At 43.3% G+C, this 20,730-nt stretch carries 17 protein-coding genes, 1 tRNA gene and 1 riboswitch; of the genes, 1 reads left to right on the plus strand and 17 read right to left on the minus strand.

The genetic code is table 11. The features are described from left to right. Nucleotides 1–133: 133 nt before the first annotated feature. The 6 genes from LHL20_RS11855 to LHL20_RS11880 form a co-directional block, all read right to left on the minus strand. Nucleotides 134–210: transfer RNA gene (locus LHL20_RS11855), tRNA-Trp, on the minus strand. A 144-nt stretch (nt 211–354) separates the two neighbouring features. Next, on the minus strand, nt 355–1,164 hold the full coding sequence (locus LHL20_RS11860; RefSeq protein ID WP_226433446.1) for a phosphotransferase: 810 nt from the start codon (nt 1,162–1,164) through the stop codon (nt 355–357). Beyond that, on the minus strand, nt 1,121–1,765 hold the full coding sequence (pnuC, locus tag LHL20_RS11865; RefSeq protein WP_226433447.1) for a nicotinamide riboside transporter PnuC: 645 nt from the start codon (nt 1,763–1,765) through the stop codon (nt 1,121–1,123). Before pnuC ends, LHL20_RS11860 begins: the two co-directional genes overlap by 44 nt. After that, a complete protein-coding gene (locus tag LHL20_RS11870; RefSeq protein ID WP_202264310.1) occupies nt 1,765–2,028 on the minus strand; it encodes a YkoF family thiamine/hydroxymethylpyrimidine-binding protein in 264 nt (87 codons plus the stop codon). Before LHL20_RS11870 ends, pnuC begins: the two co-directional genes overlap by 1 nt. A gap of 15 nt (nt 2,029–2,043) precedes the next feature. Beyond that, the gene (locus LHL20_RS11875; RefSeq protein WP_226433448.1) at nt 2,044–4,125 is read right to left on the minus strand and encodes a TonB-dependent receptor; all 2,082 of its coding nucleotides are present in this window, start codon (nt 4,123–4,125) and stop codon (nt 2,044–2,046) included. Nucleotides 4,126–4,181: 56 nt separating this feature from the next. Further along, nucleotides 4,182–4,287, minus strand: a riboswitch (TPP riboswitch). A gap of 115 nt (nt 4,288–4,402) precedes the next feature. Next, nucleotides 4,403–4,828 carry an acyl-CoA thioesterase gene (locus LHL20_RS11880; RefSeq protein WP_159623377.1) on the minus strand — a complete coding sequence of 142 codons (426 nt, stop codon included), beginning with the start codon at nt 4,826–4,828 and terminating at the stop codon, nt 4,403–4,405. Nucleotides 4,829–4,888: 60 nt separating this feature from the next. Here LHL20_RS11880 and LHL20_RS11885 point away from each other — a divergent pair, with 60 nt between their 5' ends. Then, entirely contained in the window at nt 4,889–7,069 is a 2,181-nt protein-coding gene (locus LHL20_RS11885) for a GNAT family N-acetyltransferase (RefSeq protein WP_226433449.1), read from the plus strand. 148 nt (nt 7,070–7,217) lie between these two features. Here LHL20_RS11885 and LHL20_RS11890 read toward each other — a convergent pair whose 3' ends face one another. From LHL20_RS11890 to LHL20_RS11940, 11 genes are all read right to left on the minus strand, one after another. Beyond that, on the minus strand, nt 7,218–8,483 hold the full coding sequence (locus tag LHL20_RS11890) for a tetratricopeptide repeat protein (protein WP_159623381.1): 1,266 nt from the start codon (nt 8,481–8,483) through the stop codon (nt 7,218–7,220). A gap of 3 nt (nt 8,484–8,486) precedes the next feature. Further along, nucleotides 8,487–9,098, minus strand: a complete 612-nt coding sequence (locus LHL20_RS11895) for an energy transducer TonB (RefSeq protein ID WP_159623383.1) — start codon at nt 9,096–9,098, stop codon at nt 8,487–8,489. 1 nt (nt 9,099) lies between these two features. After that, nucleotides 9,100–9,498 carry an ExbD/TolR family protein gene (locus LHL20_RS11900; RefSeq protein WP_012517737.1) on the minus strand — a complete coding sequence of 133 codons (399 nt, stop codon included), beginning with the start codon at nt 9,496–9,498 and terminating at the stop codon, nt 9,100–9,102. A gap of 11 nt (nt 9,499–9,509) precedes the next feature. After that, on the minus strand, nt 9,510–10,034 hold the full coding sequence (locus tag LHL20_RS11905; RefSeq protein ID WP_159623385.1) for a MotA/TolQ/ExbB proton channel family protein: 525 nt from the start codon (nt 10,032–10,034) through the stop codon (nt 9,510–9,512). Nucleotide 10,035: 1 nt separating this feature from the next. Further along, nucleotides 10,036–11,394, minus strand: a complete 1,359-nt coding sequence (locus LHL20_RS11910) for a MotA/TolQ/ExbB proton channel family protein (RefSeq protein WP_159623387.1) — start codon at nt 11,392–11,394, stop codon at nt 10,036–10,038. A gap of 6 nt (nt 11,395–11,400) precedes the next feature. Next, a complete protein-coding gene (locus LHL20_RS11915) occupies nt 11,401–12,162 on the minus strand; it encodes a DUF3450 domain-containing protein (protein ID WP_159623389.1) in 762 nt (253 codons plus the stop codon). Between the two features lie 349 nt (nt 12,163–12,511). After that, nucleotides 12,512–14,293 carry a 2OG-Fe(II) oxygenase family protein gene (locus LHL20_RS11920; protein WP_226433450.1) on the minus strand — a complete coding sequence of 594 codons (1,782 nt, stop codon included), beginning with the start codon at nt 14,291–14,293 and terminating at the stop codon, nt 12,512–12,514. Nucleotides 14,294–14,553: 260 nt separating this feature from the next. Continuing rightward, on the minus strand, nt 14,554–17,406 hold the full coding sequence (locus LHL20_RS11925) for a TonB-dependent receptor domain-containing protein (RefSeq protein WP_226433451.1): 2,853 nt from the start codon (nt 17,404–17,406) through the stop codon (nt 14,554–14,556). 409 nt (nt 17,407–17,815) lie between these two features. Next, the gene (locus LHL20_RS11930; RefSeq protein WP_226433452.1) at nt 17,816–19,009 is read right to left on the minus strand and encodes a DUF547 domain-containing protein; all 1,194 of its coding nucleotides are present in this window, start codon (nt 19,007–19,009) and stop codon (nt 17,816–17,818) included. A gap of 321 nt (nt 19,010–19,330) precedes the next feature. Next, nucleotides 19,331–20,470 (minus strand): DUF547 domain-containing protein, encoded by a 1,140-nt coding sequence (locus LHL20_RS11935; RefSeq protein WP_226433453.1) that lies wholly within the window; start codon nt 20,468–20,470, stop codon nt 19,331–19,333. Between the two features lie 79 nt (nt 20,471–20,549). Next, nucleotides 20,550–20,730 (minus strand): hypothetical protein (locus LHL20_RS11940; protein ID WP_226433454.1); only part of this gene is annotated, 181 nt, incomplete at its 5' end.

Here is a 20,730-nt window from a genome sequence, read left to right on the forward strand (position 1 = left end):
CTACTGTTTTTAACTGTCGACGCTGCAGACATCCGACGATGTCATGCCATAACTGTTATTTGGTTAAAGTGACAGTGAAGATACTAAATATGCTTTTGATAGATGTTTGCCTAGAAACGACAGTAAGGAAAAGTGGCAGGGGTGGAGGGACTCGAACCCCCAACCATCGGTTTTGGAGACCGCTGTTCTACCAATTCGAACTACACCCCTAGCGCGCTGTGCATTATACGGATGACATCTAAAAGGTAAAGCCTTTTTGTCGCCCTAACGCATCACATGCTCAATTAACATGCAATGCGATGTTTTTTCAGACTAATTCACGCCAATTGGAAAATAAATGGCATAAATATGCCATTAGATTTCGGCTAGCAGTTTATTCGGTGTCGATTCAGAAAGCGCTTCGAACCAAAGCGCATTGGTTGTGCTAACAATGTCTTTGTGAAGACTAAACTTTTCATTTGCTTCACCGTGTGAAATAGAAAGAATATCCGCATAGCAACTGACAAGCTTATTACTCGTTGCGTCGTCGAGCTCGTTAATCAAACAACAGCTAGCCAAATCAAAATAACGGTTACCCATCGCTGAATATTCCCAATCGATAACCACCGGCGTATTGCCTTCTCGACACAATACGTGACTGTATAATAAATCGTTGTGACACAACACCAAGTCTTCATCGACCTGCTCACTACGCAAAACTGCGCTTCTAAGTGCCGTTGCTCGGTCATACAACGCATCGCCCTCAGACAAACTTGCAACGTGCAAGTAGTGCTGCCATCTGGCGGCAAGGTTTAACGGACGTGCGGTAACAGGAAGCTGATGAATACGCGCCAACACATTTGCCAGAGTTTCAGGGTTGCGCTGAGCCATTCGCGTATTTGGATGCCAATACTCTACCCAAATACGCTCATCGTCGCTCAACCAAATAGGCTTTGGCGCAATATCTACTTGGCACAGCTGTTGTTGTAACACAAACTGATGCGTGCGGTTAACGCCACTAAAATTGTCATCACCTAACCACTTTACTGCGTAGTCAATGTGTTGCGCTTTGTCTTGCAGCCGATAAACATGGTTTACCGCACCAGATGGATGACGCGAGAGAACCACGTCGCTGCTTAAGTTAAATGCGTTGTGAAGCTGCGCCAGAATAGTCGATGTGTCCACGTTGTTCCTTATACTCTACTCGCCATTGGACATAGCCGAATACGGAAAACCCAACATAGCCCAAAAACAAGCAAGCAGAAAGTGCATAACCTACCTGTAAATACAAATAAGCAGACGCAATGTTAATGAAGAACCAGTATACCCAATTTTGCAGTATTTTGTGTGCCACCATAAACGTGGTAATCACACTCAGTAAATTAATACTTGCATCTAAAAGAAGATGTTCACTGTTAAACTGAGACGTGGCGACTTCAGACATTATCCAAGCAGCACAGAGCATAGTAGGGACGATGATAGCGTGCACCCACCACGGCCAAAAGCGAATCGGTTTTGCCTCGCCATTTTGCCCACCTTTTGACCATTGATAATAGCCATACCCCGCCATCACCATATAGAAAAAGTTTAACGCGGCCTGAAACGGTAATGTAACTTGCCAAAATAACCACGTGTAAATCGCTGTGCTAATAAATGCACACAGCCAACACCAACTACTTTGCTTGGCTGCAAAAAACACATAAGCCATGGCCAATACCACCGCGCACCACTCCAAAGGTGACGTGGTAGTAATTTGCTCAACAAATATTGAAAGAAAGTCACCCATTATGATGACTTTCTTGCCTGCATGGCGTCGAAGTTAAGAAATTTGGCGACAAATATAGCCTGACCAACTTCTTCATGAGTTCGCTGCATTTCAGTACCTAGTATACCCATTACATCAGCATACTCTCCGGTAACTTGTGTGCTCGTTGAGCTCGTTGACACAGATAGTTCAGCGTAACTGTTTAATCTATCGATGAACGACTGAATTGGCGGAATGTATTCATTTACCAAAGGGTATAACGACAACTCGACCATAACTTGCATACCAAAATCCTCTTATTAGAAAGCGTATTTCACTGTTACGCCAAACTGTCGTCCATTGCCAATTTGGTAGTAAGGCTCGTTAAACGCGTATTCGTCGCGTGGATCGTTGCTAAACCCACCAAAGCCTCTGGTGTAATATTCACGGTCAAATGCATTTTGCACCCACAAAGACGTTTGCCAATTCCCTGATAGCATCACAACTTCTGAATTAAACAGTGCTGTACTCGGTGCCGTTACATCATGTCCGTCAGAGAATCGGTACTCACTCTTAAAGTCCATATCAACACGCCACAATAAAGTATCGGTAAAGGCATACTCACTGAATACATTAGCAGTCCACTTAGGCGCTTGCGCTTGTCGCTGCTCTTGTATTTCTGTGCCGTCTGCTAGGGTATACCCTTCAAATGTAGCACTTAAATACCCCACGCTGGCACTGACCTGCCACGCATCATTTGCTAACCAATTAAGTTCTAGTTCTGCGCCTTTATTTGTACCTAAGTCTGCGTTATCAATAATATCAACAAATCCAGCAGTACCATCATCACGAGTAATAACATCAAAATCGCTAACTTGTGTATCGGTTCTATCCATGAAGAATACTGCGGCGCGTGCAGTAAGGTTTGATGTTAAGAGTGGCTCCTTCACACCTAACTCGTAGTTCCAGTTGTACTCTTCATCGAAGAAACGCTGGTCGTCATTCACACGATTATCAGGGTTAAATCCAGCCCCTTTGAAGCCGCGCGACACACTAGCATAGTAAAAATGGTCACCCATTGTGTATTGGAGAGCCACCTTACCGCCTAACATTGTGGTATCAAAATCACGTGTTAGCCCGTTATTGTCGGCAAATTCGAAGTCGTAGTTTTCTGCGCGAATTCCCGCAACCAAGGTAAGATTATCTTGTAGCTGAGTTTCGGTTTGAAGATACAAAGCCGTTGTTGTTGGCGTGTACTCACTTGCATAGTCGTTACTAAGGTACGTGTACTGACGTAATAATTGCTCTTGTGAATTTTTGTAGAACGCCCCTACTGTCCAGTCAGTTTTCCCATCAAATAGTGCCGCTTCAGGTGAAGATACAAATCGAATTTCTCCTGTTTGGGTGTCTACATCGCGATAGTAGGCGTCAAATGATGTATAGCCCCACGGGTGAAAGCCTGTGAACGTCCAATCTTCGTCATAGCCATAGGCAATATTATGGGACGCATGCGTAGCAATGAGAATAAGATCGCCTTTGGCAGTGCGTGTTGTGCTGCGGGCGCTTATCGCATGTGTCTGATGTTCGTCAAAACCAGGCTCATCAGAACGGGTTTTGTTGTCATTGTCTAAAGAAAATGCGTCGTACCCATTATCTATGTCGTACCAACGATAAGTTACCGCCAATGTGGTGGTATCGTCTAACTCACCTTCCAACGCAAAGCGCAATGCAGTTTCATCAATATTATTGGTGTCATTGCGATTTAAAAAGGTATTTTCAACAAATCCGTCACTGCGATTATGTACTAGCGCAACACGATAACCCCAGTCTTGATTAATATCGTTACCCGTTGCACCTTCAATACGGTAGGTACCTTTGTTTCCCGCGCGCGCTTCAACATAGCTTGGCGCGTTACTGCCTACTTCATTACTGGTTAGTTTTACAGCCCCCGCTAGCGCACCAGTACCGTATAAAGTGGCTTGGGGGCCGCGATAGACTTCTAACTGTTTGGTGTCAAAGATAATACCTGCTGCCGCCAGACCAGAAAAATCAAATTCATCGACAATAAAACTAACAGACGGATTGATGGGCTCAGCAAACTGACTGCGCTCACCAATACCACGAATTTGAACGAAGCGACCGCGAGACGCACCAGCGGCAAAGTTAACATTGGGAATCGTATTTAGTACGCTATCGATATGGGAAGGCTGTCTACTGCGTAAACGCGCTTCGCTTAGAATAGTCGCGCTTGCGCTCAATTGGTCAAGTGTAGTCTGACGAAAGTCACCCGTTACCACAACGCGTTCGATATCTTGGGCTTGCTCGCTAACTTCATTGGTATTTTGAGCATAAGCAGCCACTGAACTGGCGAGTAAAGAAAGAGTGAAAAATGATTTGTACATGGGATCTCTTGTTCTTGTTTTAAGAAAAAAGATCCGGCTTTAACGGCAGGTGATAAGGCTATATTGTGAACCATCCCTACGCCGGTATTATCCGGATCAGGTTTAAGGGTTCCCACACAATGTGGATCTCAGACCGAAACACGGACACCCCTTGGCATATGTAAGAACATACTTAAGCGTATGGCTTACCAACTACGCGGAGTCTACCAGTTGGGTAAACGCCGTCAAGCGAAGATAACGTTAAGTACTATTTAATAAATATCTATGTTATTCAAACTTAACTTTCTTCAATATTCAGGTTGAGTTTTCTAACCTCGTCATCGGTTTGTGCTTTAAGTCCTTCCAGCGTTTTGCCGTGTGCGGTGGGCTGACGGGTTTCTGGGTCTACTTTTACAAACACAATATCATCAGCAAAGCAGATTGTTTTCTTTGTTGCCTTATTGCGAACCAAACAGCTTACGGTAATAGACGTGCGACCAACCGCTTTTGTCTCAAGCCCAAACTCAACAATATCCCCCTGCAATGCTGGAGACTCAAAACTTATTTCACCTATATGCTTGGTCACCAAACAGTTGGTTTCAAGCTGGCAAATTGCCCAAATTGCGGCTTCTTCGTCAATCCATTCCAACGCGCGGCCACCAAATAAGGAGTTGGCATAATTGAGATCATTTGGCATAACTAATCGCCGAGAAAGAAAGCGCATTCGAATTCCTCTTAATAAATCGCTACTATAGTCACTTAATTATACCGAAAAAACACTTTCATGGCGTTACAACAATTAGCCGATTGGTTATTTACTCCTTTTCTCGAACACGCTCACGGCACTACGCCTCGTTATCACAGGCGTGTTCTCGTGATAAGCGGTACAGAGCCATTTTGCGATACGTCTTGCAATGCATTAATTGCATCAGCCCCCCAATCAATAACCATTTCGCGATTTGGCGATAGCAAGACCCGAAAGCATGTGCTTGGCACTGAGTGTGATATTGCATTTTTTGATTGCCAAACATCGTTTTCCGCTGGAGATATGATGGCAGTAGCGGGCACCATTAAACACGGTGGTTGCCTTGTTCTGATTTGCCCCGACCTAACGCAATGGCCTAGCAAAGTTAAAACGTCCTCTTTATCCCACGGCTATACGCTAAGTTACAGTACCTATATAGCGCGCATGGTGGAAAAACTAAAAAGTAATGCTGATGTAGCAATTTATAGCGATTCACAGTTACATCTTCCGACACTGCGCCAGCCTCTCATACCCGCACTAGAAAACTGTAACTACGATAAGCAGGTCTTTGCATCTTATGAGCAAGCGCGTGGATTTAATGAATTAACCACATTTGACCAAACAGAACCTTGTCGTGCTCTTGTTACAGCACCACGCGGTAGGGGAAAGTCGTCGCTACTTGGGCTTGTTGCCAGTGAATTGGTGCGCCAAGGAAAACGTATATTACTTACCAGTAGCTTATCCGATAACGTCGTCCAAATATTTAAATTCGCGACTAAGCAACTTGGTGTGGCGCATATTGGCAATCATCACATTCACTATAACAAAGGTGAACTTAAATGGGTCGCTCCTGATAACGAACAACTTACAACTCAATTGTCACAGCATACTGACTTTATCATTGTTGATGAAGCCGCCTCTTTTCCCCTCCCCTTACTCAAAACCATTATCGACTCTCATCAAAATTGGATTTTAAGCACTACGTTGCAAGGCTATGAAGGCAGTGGTAACGGGTTTGTACAAAAACTATTGCCTACACTGCTTTCCTCTAAAGCAGAAGACTCTGAAGGAAAAGGCTCAGAAGAAAAAGACCCAGATACGGAAGGCAACGCCCCCTTGCCTAAGCATATTAGGCTGACTAACCCCCTGCGATGGTACGATGAAGATCCAATTGAACAATTTATATTAGACACGTGTTTGTTTGAAAAATCAGGGAGCAATCACGCTCTACAAGAGTACAGTAAACAAATCAGCTTTAATATGAGCGATACCACCTTTACATTGAGCGAAGTTAAGTCACTAAACGACGACATGCTCAGCCAAGTAATGCAATTGCTTACATTAGCCCACTATCAAACCACGCCAGATGATTTGATGCGTCTAGTTGATAGCCCTGATATTCATCTTGCCACGTTAAATCACTCAAATAATGTTATTGCAGCGGCTATTGTTAACGTAGAAGGTGGAGAACCACTTGCTCCACTTGCTCAGCACATTGCTACTGGCGAGCGCAGACCTAAGGGGCACTTGAGCGCCCAACGACTGGCCTTGTTGGCCGCAGATGCTACCTTAGCTACATCAAATTACTGGCGTATAAACCGCATCGCCGTATTACCCGCGTTGCAAGGCAAGGGGTATGGTTCTTTTTTACTAAGCGAAATAAAAAGCCGCGCAAATCATCACGCTGTTGATGCAATTACCACATCGTACGGCACCACCACTGCGCTAGATAGTTTTTGGACTAACAGTGGCTTTAGCATTGTCGATAAAGGGAGAAAACCGAACAAAGCAAGCGGAGAAACGAGTGCGTTAGCCTTTTGTGCCATGACTGAAGCGGCCAAACAATCACTAAAGCTCTTGTTGAGTTTATTTAAATGGCAAAACGATAATATTGATATAGCAACAGTACCCGAGGAGATTCAGGCTATATTAATGAAAAAACTACAGCATTTTATTGCTGGGAGCCGCACTCTTGATGATGTATGGCTAATACTCACACTTCTCATGGCTGCACTCAAAGACAACGAAAACGCATTCTTTGGTCATGCCATTAACCAGAAGAAAAAAGGGTCTTTACGCTATTTAAATAACAATGATGTGCTCACTGCAATAAGTAGTCATGAATTCAACATAGCGCTACTTAAGAGACAACTCAACGCCAATGGCATTAAAGACATTACCCGTATACTGCGCGAAGAAATAAAGCTGTTGTTTATGTAGCCTAGACGACTGAATAGTTATGGCTTGCACTGCGTTGAACCAACACGCTTTACGGTGGATAAAATGCTGCTCACACCGTATTTTTCACTAAATTGAAAGCAATAAAAAAGCCTCCATAAGGAGGCTTTTCTTTCGCTAATGCGCGGAATTAAATGCTAATACCACGGTTCTTCGCTTTTTCCTTGATGTAAGGTTCCCACGCAGCAGCATTGCGGCGTAGTGAGCGGTCTTTCTTAGCTTCCTGTACATGTCGGTAAGCAGACTTGAAGTTACCCGCATAGAAATTCGCTTCCATTAGTGTGAAGTGAATCTTCTCTGGGTCTTCAGCGCCGCGCTCAAGAGCATTTTCAAGTGCTTTGATTGCGCCTTTGTAGTCTTCAGCCACTAACAATAGTGTACCTTGCTTGCGGTAATGCTCTGGGTCAGAACTTTTCGCTGCCGCACGTGCGTACATGTTCGCAGCTGTTTTGTAGTTCTTCGCCTGGTGATATGCGTTTGCAATATTCGCTAGCATATCTGCATCATCTTTAAGCAAACCTTCTTTCATATGCTTTTCAAGCAGTTTAGCTGCTTTATAAGGCATACCGTTAGTTTGATAAAGCTGTGCAAGCGTTTTAATTTCACTGTCTTTTTTCAAGTAATCTTGCATATAAGCAAGTTCAAACGTTGAAAGACCTTTCTTGTAATCTTCTACAAGTAGGTAGAAGAAACCAAGTTGAGTCCACCAGTTAGGTGTTTCAGGAAATTTACGTACAAGTTCTTCTGCTACTGCAACCGTCTCAGGGAACATCTTACGCTCGTAGTACGACGTAAGCTTAAGTACATACGGGTTTTTGTTTGGCTCTTCGTACAAAGCAATTGCTTTATCCGCTGGCTCTACAATCTTCGCTAATTGCTTAGATTCATAGTAAGCCTGTGCCAAACGCGTATATACATCAGCGTCTTCTTTACAAGTGAATGTCATCCACTCGTTGTACCACTTAATCGCGTCAGTGTACTTATTCTCTTGCATGCTTAAGTCACCAAGTAACTTAAGTGTTTGAGAATGTTCTAAGTCATTAAGAACTTTAGGCTGAACTGAGTCTGCAAGGTAGCCATACGCTTTTAAGCCTTGGCCTTCTTGAGAAGCCAAAAGGTTACCGATAAAGCGTTTAACGTAAGCTTTATCGAAATCGTCCGAAGGATCGATTTCATATAATACGTTTAGTGCTTCGGTAACTTGGTCTTCGTTATAGAACTCAAATGCTTTTTGAACCTTTTTACCGGTACGCTCGCCTACAAGCGTTGTTTTACCCTTTTGATATCCAGGACAAACAACAGGCGAAGACTGCGCCAGTGCAACGGGTGCTGAAAGCACCGCGCCTGCACCAAGCACTAAAGCAACGGCAGTCATTTTGAATGAACGTTTCATCATGATCTATTGCTCCAGTTTAAAGTCTAGCTGTACGAACATGCCAGGTTGTTTAACCGGCTTGCCATCTACGATCTTAGGCTTATATTTCCATTTACGCAAAGCACGACGTGCTTCACGGTCGAAAATACGCTTAGGTTCAGCATCAATAACTTCGATATCGTCTACACCACCAACTTCGTTGATAGTGAATGACAGTCTTACCCAACCTTCACGGCCGTCACGGGCTGCATCAGGCGGATATTTAGGGTCGATACGAACGATAGGTGTAGCATCACCATCGCGCTGCATTGCACCAACACCACCAATGTTTACACCAACACCACCTGTATCTACAGCAGGAATAGCTAGGCTAAAACCATCTGCATCAGGTTCTGCTGCTTCCGGCTCAACTTGCTCCATTTTAGGAGGCTGAGGCGGTGGCGGCGGAGGCGGAGGCGGAACACGAGTACGCGTTTGCGTCTGGTCGTCTGGTTCCTGCATTACAATATCGATCACCGGTGCAGGCGGAACTTCGTCTGCTGGTCTAGATGAGTTCTCAATCAACTTTGCCATTAGAACGAACAGGGCGAATGCAACACCAGCACCTAAAAATATAGATACAATTATACGTAACATCTTATCCCCTTGCCGCTACCGAGACTCGGTTAACGCCAGCGGCTTTAACCTGATCCATAATCTCAACTACTAAACCATGCTTCGCTTTTACATCAGCTTGAATGATTACGTAGTCAGTAGGCTGCTCGGTAAGCAGTCTTTCAATATTCGCTCTTACGCTGTCCGGCGCTACTTCACGTTTATCTAACCAAACATTTCCATCTTCCGTTACGGCGATAAAGATGTTTGCATTTTTGTGAAGAATCGCCTGGCTCGCATCTGGCTTGTTAACTTCAATCCCTGCTTCTTTAACGAAAACAGTGGTAACGATAAAGAAGATAAGCATGATAAACACGATGTCCAACATGGGCGTCATGTCGATCTGTGCATCTTCTTCCTCGGTTCTGACTTTTCGAGCCATAATCTCTCTCTCTAATGATGTGGCAGGCTATCAACTAGCCCTTCTCTTGCCAGCTTCACTTTCGCTTCAAGACGTGAACTGATGAACAGTCCAGATAGCGCAGCAACCATTCCCGCCATCGTCGGGATTGTTGCCATAGAGATACCAGCGGCCATAAGACGAGCGTTGCTGGTGCCCTGTGTTGCCATAGTCTCGAAAACACCGATCATACCGGTTACTGTTCCCAGTAGCCCGATTAGTGGACACATTGCAATAATGGTTCTAATAATCAGCATTCTAGCGTTTAGGTCGTCTGACGCTTGAGAAATCCACGCGTCACGGATTCTATGCGCATACCATGAAGTGGTATCAGCTCGGGCATCCCAATTGGCGATGATGTTTTTCTTCACCTTTGGAAAGACCGAGGTTAAATACCAGTAACGCTCAATCATTAATACCCACATGAGAAAGAGCGCGGCAGCAACGAAGTAAAGTACGTCACCGCCGGTAGCGATAAAGTCCCTGACCGATTCAAATAATCCAATCAGGTAATTCATATTACGCCTTCTCCGACTCTGTGTGAGCAGCTACGATACCCGCAGTTTGCTCATCAAGAATGTGGATGATTGACTTGCTACGAGACGCTACGATGCTGTGAGTAAGGATTAGAGGCAGAGCCGCGATAATACCTTGAGCAGTAGTTACAAGCGCCATTGAGATACTTCCTGCCATCATACGTGGGTCACCAGTACCGAATAGTGTGATAGTTTGGAATGTCTCGATCATACCAAGTACAGTACCAAGTAGACCTAGTAGAGGAGCAATCGCTGCGAAGATCTTGATTACGTTGATACCGCTTTCGATACGTGGAAGTTCACGTAGGATAGCTTCATCAAGCTTAAGCTCAAGGTTTTCAGCGTCAGCATTTTTGTTCTCTTGGTAAACCTTAAGAATGCGACCTAGTGGGTTGCCTTCAGAAGGGTTACTTACGTTCTTAAGCTGTGAACGCATTTTGCCGCCAACGATAGTTAGCGTAATCATTTTGTAAAGACCGATTAGTAGACCAACCGCTAGCATTAGCGTGATTGTGTAACCTACTGGGCCACCTGCGTGATAACGCTCAGACATTGTCGCTTTCTGCTTCAATAGACCAAGGATTGCACCTTGAGAAGGGTCAGCGAAGAAAGGAGTGAAACCTGAAGTCGCTTCCATTAGGTCTTGAGTAGACGCAACGAAGTGACCATCTGGTTGACGACCTAGAGGCTGAACAATTTCACCTTCAGCGTCGTACGCTAGGTAACCTGCTTCACCAACAAGGTTAAACGTACCAACACGTAGTACTTCTTGTTGTGATGAACCACCGTCAAGATTTACAACTTCTGTAGTGAACTTAACTACTTCACCACCTTCAGTCATTTCTTTTTGAAGTGCGAACCATAGGTCTTCTAGTTCTTTAATGTTTGGAAGACCTTTAGAGTCTTCAGACATTGCAGCTAAGAATTCACCACGGCCAGGGAATTGTGCACTTACGATTGAAGTAGAGATACGACCAAACGCTTCAGAAGACGCTTGACGTACAACACCGAACATTTCACCAAGCGTACCTGTCGCTTGATCTAGCTCAGCTGCTTTTTCGTTCAATGTAACTTCGTTGTCAGAGAATTGCTTCTGTAGACGATCGCCACGCGCTTGTTCAGCTTTAAGGTCAGCTTGCGCTTTGCGAAGAAGTGCTTGTTTGTCAGCGCGTGCTGATTGGAATTCAGCTTCGCGTTGCTTGTCTAGACGTGCTTCAGAAACACGGTTTTGCTGTACTTGATCAAGAAGATCTTTAAGGCTCTTTGCTTCCTGAGCTTGTACTCCGGTTGCTGTAACCGCAACTGCTACCGCGGCTAAAAGAGTTTTGAATACTGGTTTCATTAACTATTACTCCGCTGCGCTAACTGGAATTTTAATTAGGTCCGCTGGGATTGAACCGTTAGCCATTTTAACTGCTTCGATTACTGAAGACAGGTACTCATCGCCTAGTTTTTCCCAAGAGCGAGTTTCATTATTCCAAACCCATGCGTGAGTTTGATCTAGTGAAAGTGCAGTAAGAGCTGTACGACCTAGGTTGAAGAAGTCAACAGTTACTTCTGTACCTGCGTCGTTGATTGTACCTTGGTAAGAGTTAATCTTCGTACCGTACTCAACTTCAACTAGGTATGCTTCTAGCACCTGACGGAACTGTTCAGAAACAGTAACGTTTGAGTTAGCCATGATGTCACGAAGACGCTCTACACGCGCAAGACGCTCTTCCAAGTGAATTGGACGGTCAAGCTTGATGAACTGCTCTAGGCTATCGATCATGCGGAACATAAGAGGAACGATGCCCTGCTTAGTTTCTTCGATGCTGTCGATTTGACGCTGAAGTGAATCGATACCGCGTTGTTGGTCTGCAACAAGGCTAGCGATGTAATCGTTGTAGATCTTAAGGTTTTCTGTCTCATCTACTGTTTGACGATACTCAACAAGTAGTTCCTGAGATTGTTCAAACAACGTGTTGATTTTTTCTTGAGATTTCGCTGCAGCCGCGTGGATTTTCGCTTCTTCTTTATGAAGATCTTCTAGCGTATCTGCAGAGACTGCGCTACCTGTTAGTGCGAATGCACCCATAACAGTAGAAGCAATAAGAGTTCTCTTGCTCATTTTGGACATAGTTCCCAACCAAATTTCTTATTTGAATCCTCGCCGATAGGAAAATATTCGGGCAAGGGGCGTATAAAACTTTCACAATTTTGTTTCAGGAATGCAGTACTAACGTCAATCGTCAGTACTACGAACGTAGTATACTCACACGGATTGGTATAACGAGTCAAGTAACAGGCTGTTTACACCATGTGGTTTTTAAATCAATTGATTAATATACCAACAAATAAGATTGTTAATTAATTACGTCACTCCAGTTTGATACTTAATCGATTAATTCAATTCCTCAACAAAAGCGCAACATTTAACAGTTGTAACACTTGTAACTGTGAACCCTGTGGGTGCGCTTTCAACTAATAATAGCATCAAACGCAATAGTTAAACGGTTTCCTTCTCGTTCGGTAGGAAAAGTACCATGCCACGCATGTGAGGGAAATAGGACCAGTTTGCCATTTTCAGGCTTAACCGTTGTGAAATGGTCAATCAAGTAGAATGGTGTTTTATCTACTCTCCCTAAATGCAGGTGACCACTTACATCATGCTCGCTCAAGTCTTTCGGTACGTCCACGTAGAAAACACCACTCACCAGACCATTTGAGTGGTAATGCGGTACGTGATATCCATCAAACTTGTTTAATACGGACCACGAACCGCTGAACTCAATCATATCTGCAGTTAACGTGTTGTTATTTTCAACGCTGAGATATGACGCGTTTTCACTAATAAAATCGACAATCTGGTGTTTAATAAACGCCTCAAGCGCGTTGAGGTTGCTATTATTCGTTGGAAATAAGTTTCCTCGCGTTTGCGTCCCTCTTTGAACCGACTGATTAACTGGTGATGACAAATCACCGTGTAATGTTTCCAAATGTTCTCGAATAGCCGACATTGGTACTTCAGTCTCACGCACAGTTCTTTGCCACACTGCTTGTTGTAGCGATGGCGCTATTGGTAACTCAAGTAGTCTGTCTACAATGTAGGTGTTCGACTTAACGATTTGCTGCATCGAAAAATTAAGTGGAGCGTTTTTCTTAACAGCTTCCAGCTGCTGCGCTGCTAACGCTGTGTTTTTAAGCGTTAATGCAATTTCAGAAAGCTCTAGGTTAACTTCTGCAATATTGCGTTGTGCAAACGGTTCAAGCACCGCTAACGCTTCATCTGGTTTATTGTCTAATCGTAGCGCCTTTGCCTTTAATAACGCATAAATAGGTTGGTTATTTTCATCTGCCAACTGCTCTATGGTGGTAATGGCTTTTGGATAGTCCTTTCCTTCAATTAATAAATTAATATAAGCAATACAATGCGCAACAGAGTGTGCCTTTTGTTTTATTATTTTCTCAAATAAATTCAGCCACGTTGTTGTATTGCCTAACTCAAACGACACCTTTGCATGATTAACCAGTGATTCTACATAGTCTGGATTGAGTCGTATGGCCTTTTCGTAGTACACGAGTGCTTTTTGCAGTTCGCCAATATCTGAATACACATTGGCCAGATTATGAAACACGGCAAAATGGTTTAGTGATGAGGTCAATTTCTCAAGTAACGCTATAGCATCTGAGGGGCGATTTAAAAAGCGAAGTGCAATCGCTTGCTCAATAATGAAAGTATCTTTTTTTAAGCGTTGATAGAGCTTATTTGAAATGGTTAACGCTGTTTCCCATAACTGAGCTTGTTTTGCACTATGCAGTAACTGACTAAGTACCTTTTCGTCATTACCGTAACTCTGTTGACTATTGCTATAAATAGCACTTACTACACTTTTTACCGCATAGCGTCGCAATGTAAATTCTCGCAATAAAAAAAGCAGTTCATGAACATGCGAAGCGTTAAGTAAAGTTTGTGGTGTAAGTCGCGAAACTGTTTTACTTGCATTTTCAACATCGCCACTTTTAGCGTACGCGAAACTCAAACTAATGAGTAATCCAACATCATCTTTAAAACGAATAAGCGCCTGCGAAAGTCGAGAAATGGCTTTTTCAAATTGGTTAATATTCACTTCGCAGAAGCTGGCAATTTTTACTAACTCACTCGAGGGAAGATGCGAGGGAAATTCCTTGTTTAACAGTTTGAGTACGTCGTGATATTGACCCGCCTTAAGAAGCTGGCCTATTTGATTTAGGTCATTCATTATTTTTTATTATTTCTAAGATGCTTTAGCGTTGTTCCTCACTTATACATTAGCAATATTCACCATGAATAATAAGCGCTAATCGTTAATTCATTTCTCTTCATCAAACGCGATCAAGCGCGTCTAAGCGCGGCTAGGTTCAAAAAACCGGGTTTATCTTTCACATTTATATTTACGCTAATGCGTAAAAGGAAAAGACAGGCATAAAAAAGCCAGCTTTTCAGCTGGCTTTTTAGATGCTTTAACTAATTTTTAAAAAATTAGAAAGAAAGCGTAACGTTAGTGAACAGGTAACGACCTAGAGTGTCGTAGAAGCCCGCTACTGTGTTAGCGTTAGTGCTTAGTGAACCACCAACCATTGGCGGCTCTTTATCAAGGATGTTGTTCACACCAGCAGATACTGCTAGGTAATCGTTGATTTGGTAGCTACCAGAAAGGTCGAAGAACGAGTATGAAGATAGACCACCTTCACCTTCGAAGTCTACGTCACCGTAGTATCTCCAACGTGCGATTGCTGTCCAATCGTCCATCGCATAGTTAGCAGTCATAGTATGACGCCACTTAGGCTGTGCAAAACACTGAACACTTACTAGGCCAGAACAGTCATAGTCTAGAGAAGGATCAGATAGTAGTGGCTGATACGTCTTATCTAGGTTGTATGAACCAACTAGGTTTGCACGAAGTGTACCGCCTGCTAGGTCCATGCTGTAAGCCATATCAAGGTCAACACCAGCCCACTTACGACCACCTACGTTGTCAGAAAGGTTAGTGATGAACGCATCTTGACTGATCCACAAGCTACCAGCTGCACTACGGTTTACGTTGTCACAGAATTCGCCACGAGTTGCACACAATTGAAGAATTGTTTGTGCACCAACTGTACCGATAACTTCTTCCATGTCGATCTTCCAGTAGTCGATCGCGAAGTCGAAGTCTTCAAACGGAGATGCAACAAAACCGAATGTGAACGTATCAGCTTCTTCTGGGTCTAGGTTCGGGTTACCACCAGAGAACTGGTTGTACTGGTTAGCAGGGTTAGCTGTGATTGAACCGTACTGAGCAGCAGTTACGCCAGTAGCAGCACACTGTGCTTCAGAGTAAAGCACGCCGCCGTCTTCACCAGAACCGTTAGCACAACCGTCTACACCACCCCATAGGCCGATGCTCTGACCAGCGAATAGTTCACTGATGTTTGGCGCACGGATAGCGCGGTTGAAGCTTGCACGGAATTTGTAATCTTCAGTGATAGCCCAGTCAGCCGCTACTTTATAAGTAGTTGCATTACCAGACGTTGTGTAATCAGAAATACGTAGTGCTAGGTCAACTGTTAGGTTTTCAACACCTGGCGCATCTTCAATCACTGGTACGCTAATTTCTGTAAATACTTCGTTTACGTCGAATGAACCTACTAGGCTTTCAGTTGGACCACCTTGACCTACTAGTGAACCTTCTTGGTATACCGTATCAGAAACACGCTCGAAGTCAGTTTCACGACGCTCTAGACCAAATACTGCCGCAACTGGTGTATCGGCACCTGGTAGAGAGAAGTCGAATTCACCAGTAACGAAACCGTTATAGATGATTAGTGACGTGTTACCAGTAAGAACAGCAGTACCAGAAAGCTGGCCAGCCATTTCAGGTGTTACACCGTATGGCGTGTATACTTGGTACAACAAGCAATCGCCAGTACATTCTGTACCTACTTCACCTACACGAGGAGAAATTGAAGGTAGGAACAAATCGTTGATGTATGCAGAAGACGAGCTAGTTTGTGAATACATGTAGCTTACGTCGTAAGACCACATATCGTTAATCACACCTTCAACACCAGTAACCATACGGAAAGAGTTGTGCTCTAGGTTATCGGCACGAGGACCACCTTCAACGTTACGCTTACCGATGTAAGCTACGAATTGGTCTGCATCAGTTTGGCCAAATGCTGCCTGAATTTGCGCTTTTTGCGCGTCAGAAAGAATTGGGTTGTTGTAATCGAATAGGTACTCTGCACCATAGAACGTACCAGACTCAGCGATTTGACCTGCTGTTCTGTCGTTCATGAAGTTAGTTTCTACGTATACGCGCGTGTCGTCGTTGATGTAGTAATCAACAAATGCACCAATAGTGAAACGCTCGTTTGGACGCATGAAGTGGTTAATTGGCGCGTAGTTGTACAGGTTTGTACCATCGTACGGAGAGAAACTACCGTCTTCGTTCAAGCTCCAGAACAACTCATTACCGTAGTCAGGTGCACCGTCTACAATTGGGTAGAAGAAAGAGTTAGGTAGTACTGCAGTAGATGAACCACCACATGATGTACCTGCTGCGTTTAATGCACATGATGAGTAATCACGCTCGCCTTGAAGCATTTCGTTGTTACGACGCCATGTACCGTAAACTGTCGCGTGACCTTTATCACCTGCGAAGTCGCCACCAGCAGTAACAGAGATATCGTAAGACTCACCGCCAATACCATTAGAACCTTCTGGGTAATCGAAACCACGATCATCCATTAGACCTTGGATGAATTCGTTGTCGTTGTCGTGCTGGTAACCTGCAGCTGTAGCAGTGATTTCAAAACCAGTGAAATCAGTATCCATGATGAAGTTAACAACACCCGCTACCGCGTCAGCACCGTATGTAGTAGATGCACCACCAGTTAGAACGTCTACGCGCTTAACAAGTGCTGCTGGAATTTGGTTAACGTCAGACGCTTGGCTGTATACACCACCTGGCTGAAGACGACGACCGTTTACTAGCACAAGTGTACGGTTTGGACCAAGACCACGAAGGTCAAGGTTAGCCACACCTGAAGCACCGTTAGCTTGGAAAGCGGTTTGCGCTGCTTCGATTTGTGGCAACGTGTTCATCACGTCTTCGATACGAGAGAAACCAGTTGACTCGATTACTGAAGCATCGATTGATACAACAGGGCTGTTTGATTCTAAAGAAGCACGTTTAATACGTGAACCTGTTACAGAGATTTTCTCTACTGCTTCATCAGCTACCTGCTCGTCTTCTTGAGCAACAACTGAAGTCGCAGTCATAGACGCAGAAAGTGCGCCGAAGGCACAAGCCAGCTTAACTGACTTAGCCAATCTAGAGTTTGTAAACATGTATTGTCTCCCTGGACCACTAATAACTCTTAGTGTGTTTTTAATCGTTCGTTTTATTACGACTTGTTATAAGTAAGGACTAATCCTCATTAACGATAATAACCATATCACTGAGGGGGGGTCAACTGCGATCAGTCACACAGTTCTGTAAAAGTTCAATTTTTTTTCATTTAATTTCCGCAATATGTAACAAGAAAGTTACAAAACAGATAAAAACATGAAAATTTAGCGATAAGCGTACAAAAATCATACAACTCAGTGGGCGTAATGAGTGATTCTAGAGAATTTAGTGGGCTAATACTGAATCGAGTGAAAAAAGAAAAGTCTGCTTAAAAAGCAGACAAAAAAGAGGCGATACACGCCCCTTTTAGTGAAAATGGAAAGACTATTAACTTACGCTTAACTTCGCTTAATTCTCGTCTTTTGATTCTTTTCCAGTGGCTTCTTTCTCTTTAAGGTCTTTTATTGTTACTTGACCATTTGTCACTTGATATTGTTTATTAATACCCTGTAGCAGTTCAAGTTCGTCAGCGGTGAATCTCACATTCAATTTCGCTTTAGAGATCATACCTTCAGCCACGAAATTTTGTGTAGCAATTGGACCTGCAATATCACCACCTCTTTGCTCTACTCTCGCAGAATCGATAAGTGCGGCATTGTTAAAAGAAACACCTGCAGCGTACACTCTATCATCACCAATAGTGGCCGCAGAAAAGTCTTTAATATCCATATCTAAATCTTCAGCAGGCGTATTGGCGATATCAGAATAAACCTCGTCGTCAAGATAAGACAATAAATGGTCTTTAACTGCTTCCTGATTACCGTCAAAGAAATCGCTATATCTATCATAAAGTACCGATATGCGTCCTTCATAGTAGGTACCTCTGTTAGAATTAACAAAGTCTGCGGCTGCTTTTTCTAACTGGCGCCAAATATCTTTACCTCTAAATGCATGCGTTTGTATGCTCGGTGCGCCAATAACCCCGCCAAAGAACCCATAAATCACTTCTTCACGGCCTTTGTATTTGTTCAACACAATGTCGTATTTAATATCGTTCAAACTGAGCGATTTACCTTCGATGTTGAGGACTTCGTCATTAAAGAAGTCAGATTTTTTCTCTTTTGAGAACTCTTTACCAATATCAACTTTCGGGTAGTCTTGTGCTATCTCTTTAAGCAAAGTGAAATTATAAAGGTTCAACCAATAGGCCAGTTGTTCATTGCTGTTAAATTGGCTAAGCGAAACTTCTTGCGGTAATGCCTCAAGGCTCTCTTGAATGGCATACAAGGCTTCTACATATTTTGCGTTATCAAAATTATCGAAATAAACACGGTTACCTTCTAATGCCGTCAGTCTATTTATGCGTTTTTTCATTCGGGTACCTGTATTACCCGAAGGGCGCGGCGCTTTCTCTCGATTCGAGCGACCAACATCTAGCACAGTAAGTGCTAAAAAGTCGTCAAGATCGGTATAGCCAATTTCAAGTTCGCTACTTTGCGTTGAAGCTGCAAAGGTCTCGCTTAGCGATTCAGCGGCAAGTGTTTTAGTCATTGGCAACACTGTCATTGCCGCGACAAAGGTCAACGTAGTCAGTTTCGACATAATTAATTCCCTATTTCCCATCAACTTCGGTTGTTTTGCTTATTTTTTGTTTATGTATTGCCCAACCTTGAGCGCTATTCATAGTTTATTGGTAACTCATACTTTGTACGTAACACGCGCATACATCACATCAAGAATAAGCCAAGTGAGCATTACACTTTAGTATAATCACGATACCTTTTTACCAGTTGTCGGAAATTCAATCAAACTTTCAAAGAGAATTTTTTCAGTATATGAAAAAGCAGGCTAACGTCTCACGTAAGTCGTTGTTGAAATTAAAAAAGGCAGAAACGAGACCGTTCCTACCTTTCATATAAACCGTTATTTATTTGTAGACGATGCTTCACTCTCTGACAGGTCATTAACCGTAACTGCACTTCTGGCAGTATTATATTTGCGATTAATTTCCCTCAATACCTGGATATCATCTAACGAGAATCGAAGGTTGTCGAATCCGGTTGTTAACACTGGATGTGTCGCCATTAGTGCAGCTCTATTATAAGATAGGCCCGCAGCGTAAACTCTGTCGTCAATAATTGCCGCTTTTGAAAAGTCCACAATATCCATGTTTAGTTCAGAGGGCGCAGCTTGCTCAATACTTTCTCGCATATCGTCCTCAACATATTTGAGAATGTGAGCTTGAATTGATGCTGGTTTATTTTCGCCATCAAAAAAGTCGGAATAGCGTGCATAAAGCGCTGACACTCTGCCATTGTAATAGGTGCCTCTGTTTGAATTAACAAACTCTCGGCCTATAGACTTAAGTTGGCCTAACACGTTCTTCCCAGTAAATGCCTTAGACTGCAAGCTGGGTCCACCGATAACGCCGGTAAAAAAGCCATAAATAACGTTCTCATTACCTTTGAAATTATTAAGAACGATATCGTACTTAATGTCGTTAAGACTCAGCGCTTGCCCCTCAATAGTAAGCACATCTCGATTGAAAAAGTCAGAGTTCCTTTCATTGGCAAATTCGTATTTGATGTTTTCATCAGACTGGTTGTACGCCATCTCTCTTAATAGCGTCATATTGTACAAATTGAGCCAATACGCCAGTTGCTCATTTTTGTTGAACAATTTAAGAGGTGCTTTATCAGCCAATTCAGCTAAGCTTGCGGTTACATCATCGAGATGTTTTCGATAATTCTGTTTGTTAAAGTTTTCAAAATAAACACGATTACTTTCTAATGCTGTTAACCTGTTTACTCGTTTTTTAAGACGGGTTCCTGTGCTGCCCAGCGGGCGCTCAGCAAGTTCCCGATTAGATGCGCCCATTTCTATGACAGAAATGTCGAGGACCGCATCGACATCAGGATACTGTATTTCAACATTACTGCTAGAGGTATATTGAGCGAATTGGGTGCTTGACGACGGTGTGGCATTAATCGTAGTAGCGGTAAAAACAGTGAGAATTGTTGCAAAAAACGCAGAGTAACGTGGCTTGTGAACTAAACGTTGCATATATGACTCCTTGTCTTGCACCAGCCACTATGGCTAGTGCATTCAACTTTAAGTTAGCACATGCGCATTTTTTGTCCACCTAACACAAAATTACAACTTGCTTACTGAATTTTACTAGAGCGTGTTGACCTTTGCCGTACATTTTTGCAGCAAAGTGTTTAGCATTTAGACAAGGAAGTGCACACGTCGTGTAGCCATCTACATAAGTGTGCGCAGACGCAGTATAAATGCTAAACAATTGCTGCCTGAAAGGTTCATCC

The organism is Alteromonas sp. McT4-15 (genome assembly GCF_020515205.1).
GTDB lineage: Bacteria > Pseudomonadota > Gammaproteobacteria > Enterobacterales > Alteromonadaceae > Alteromonas.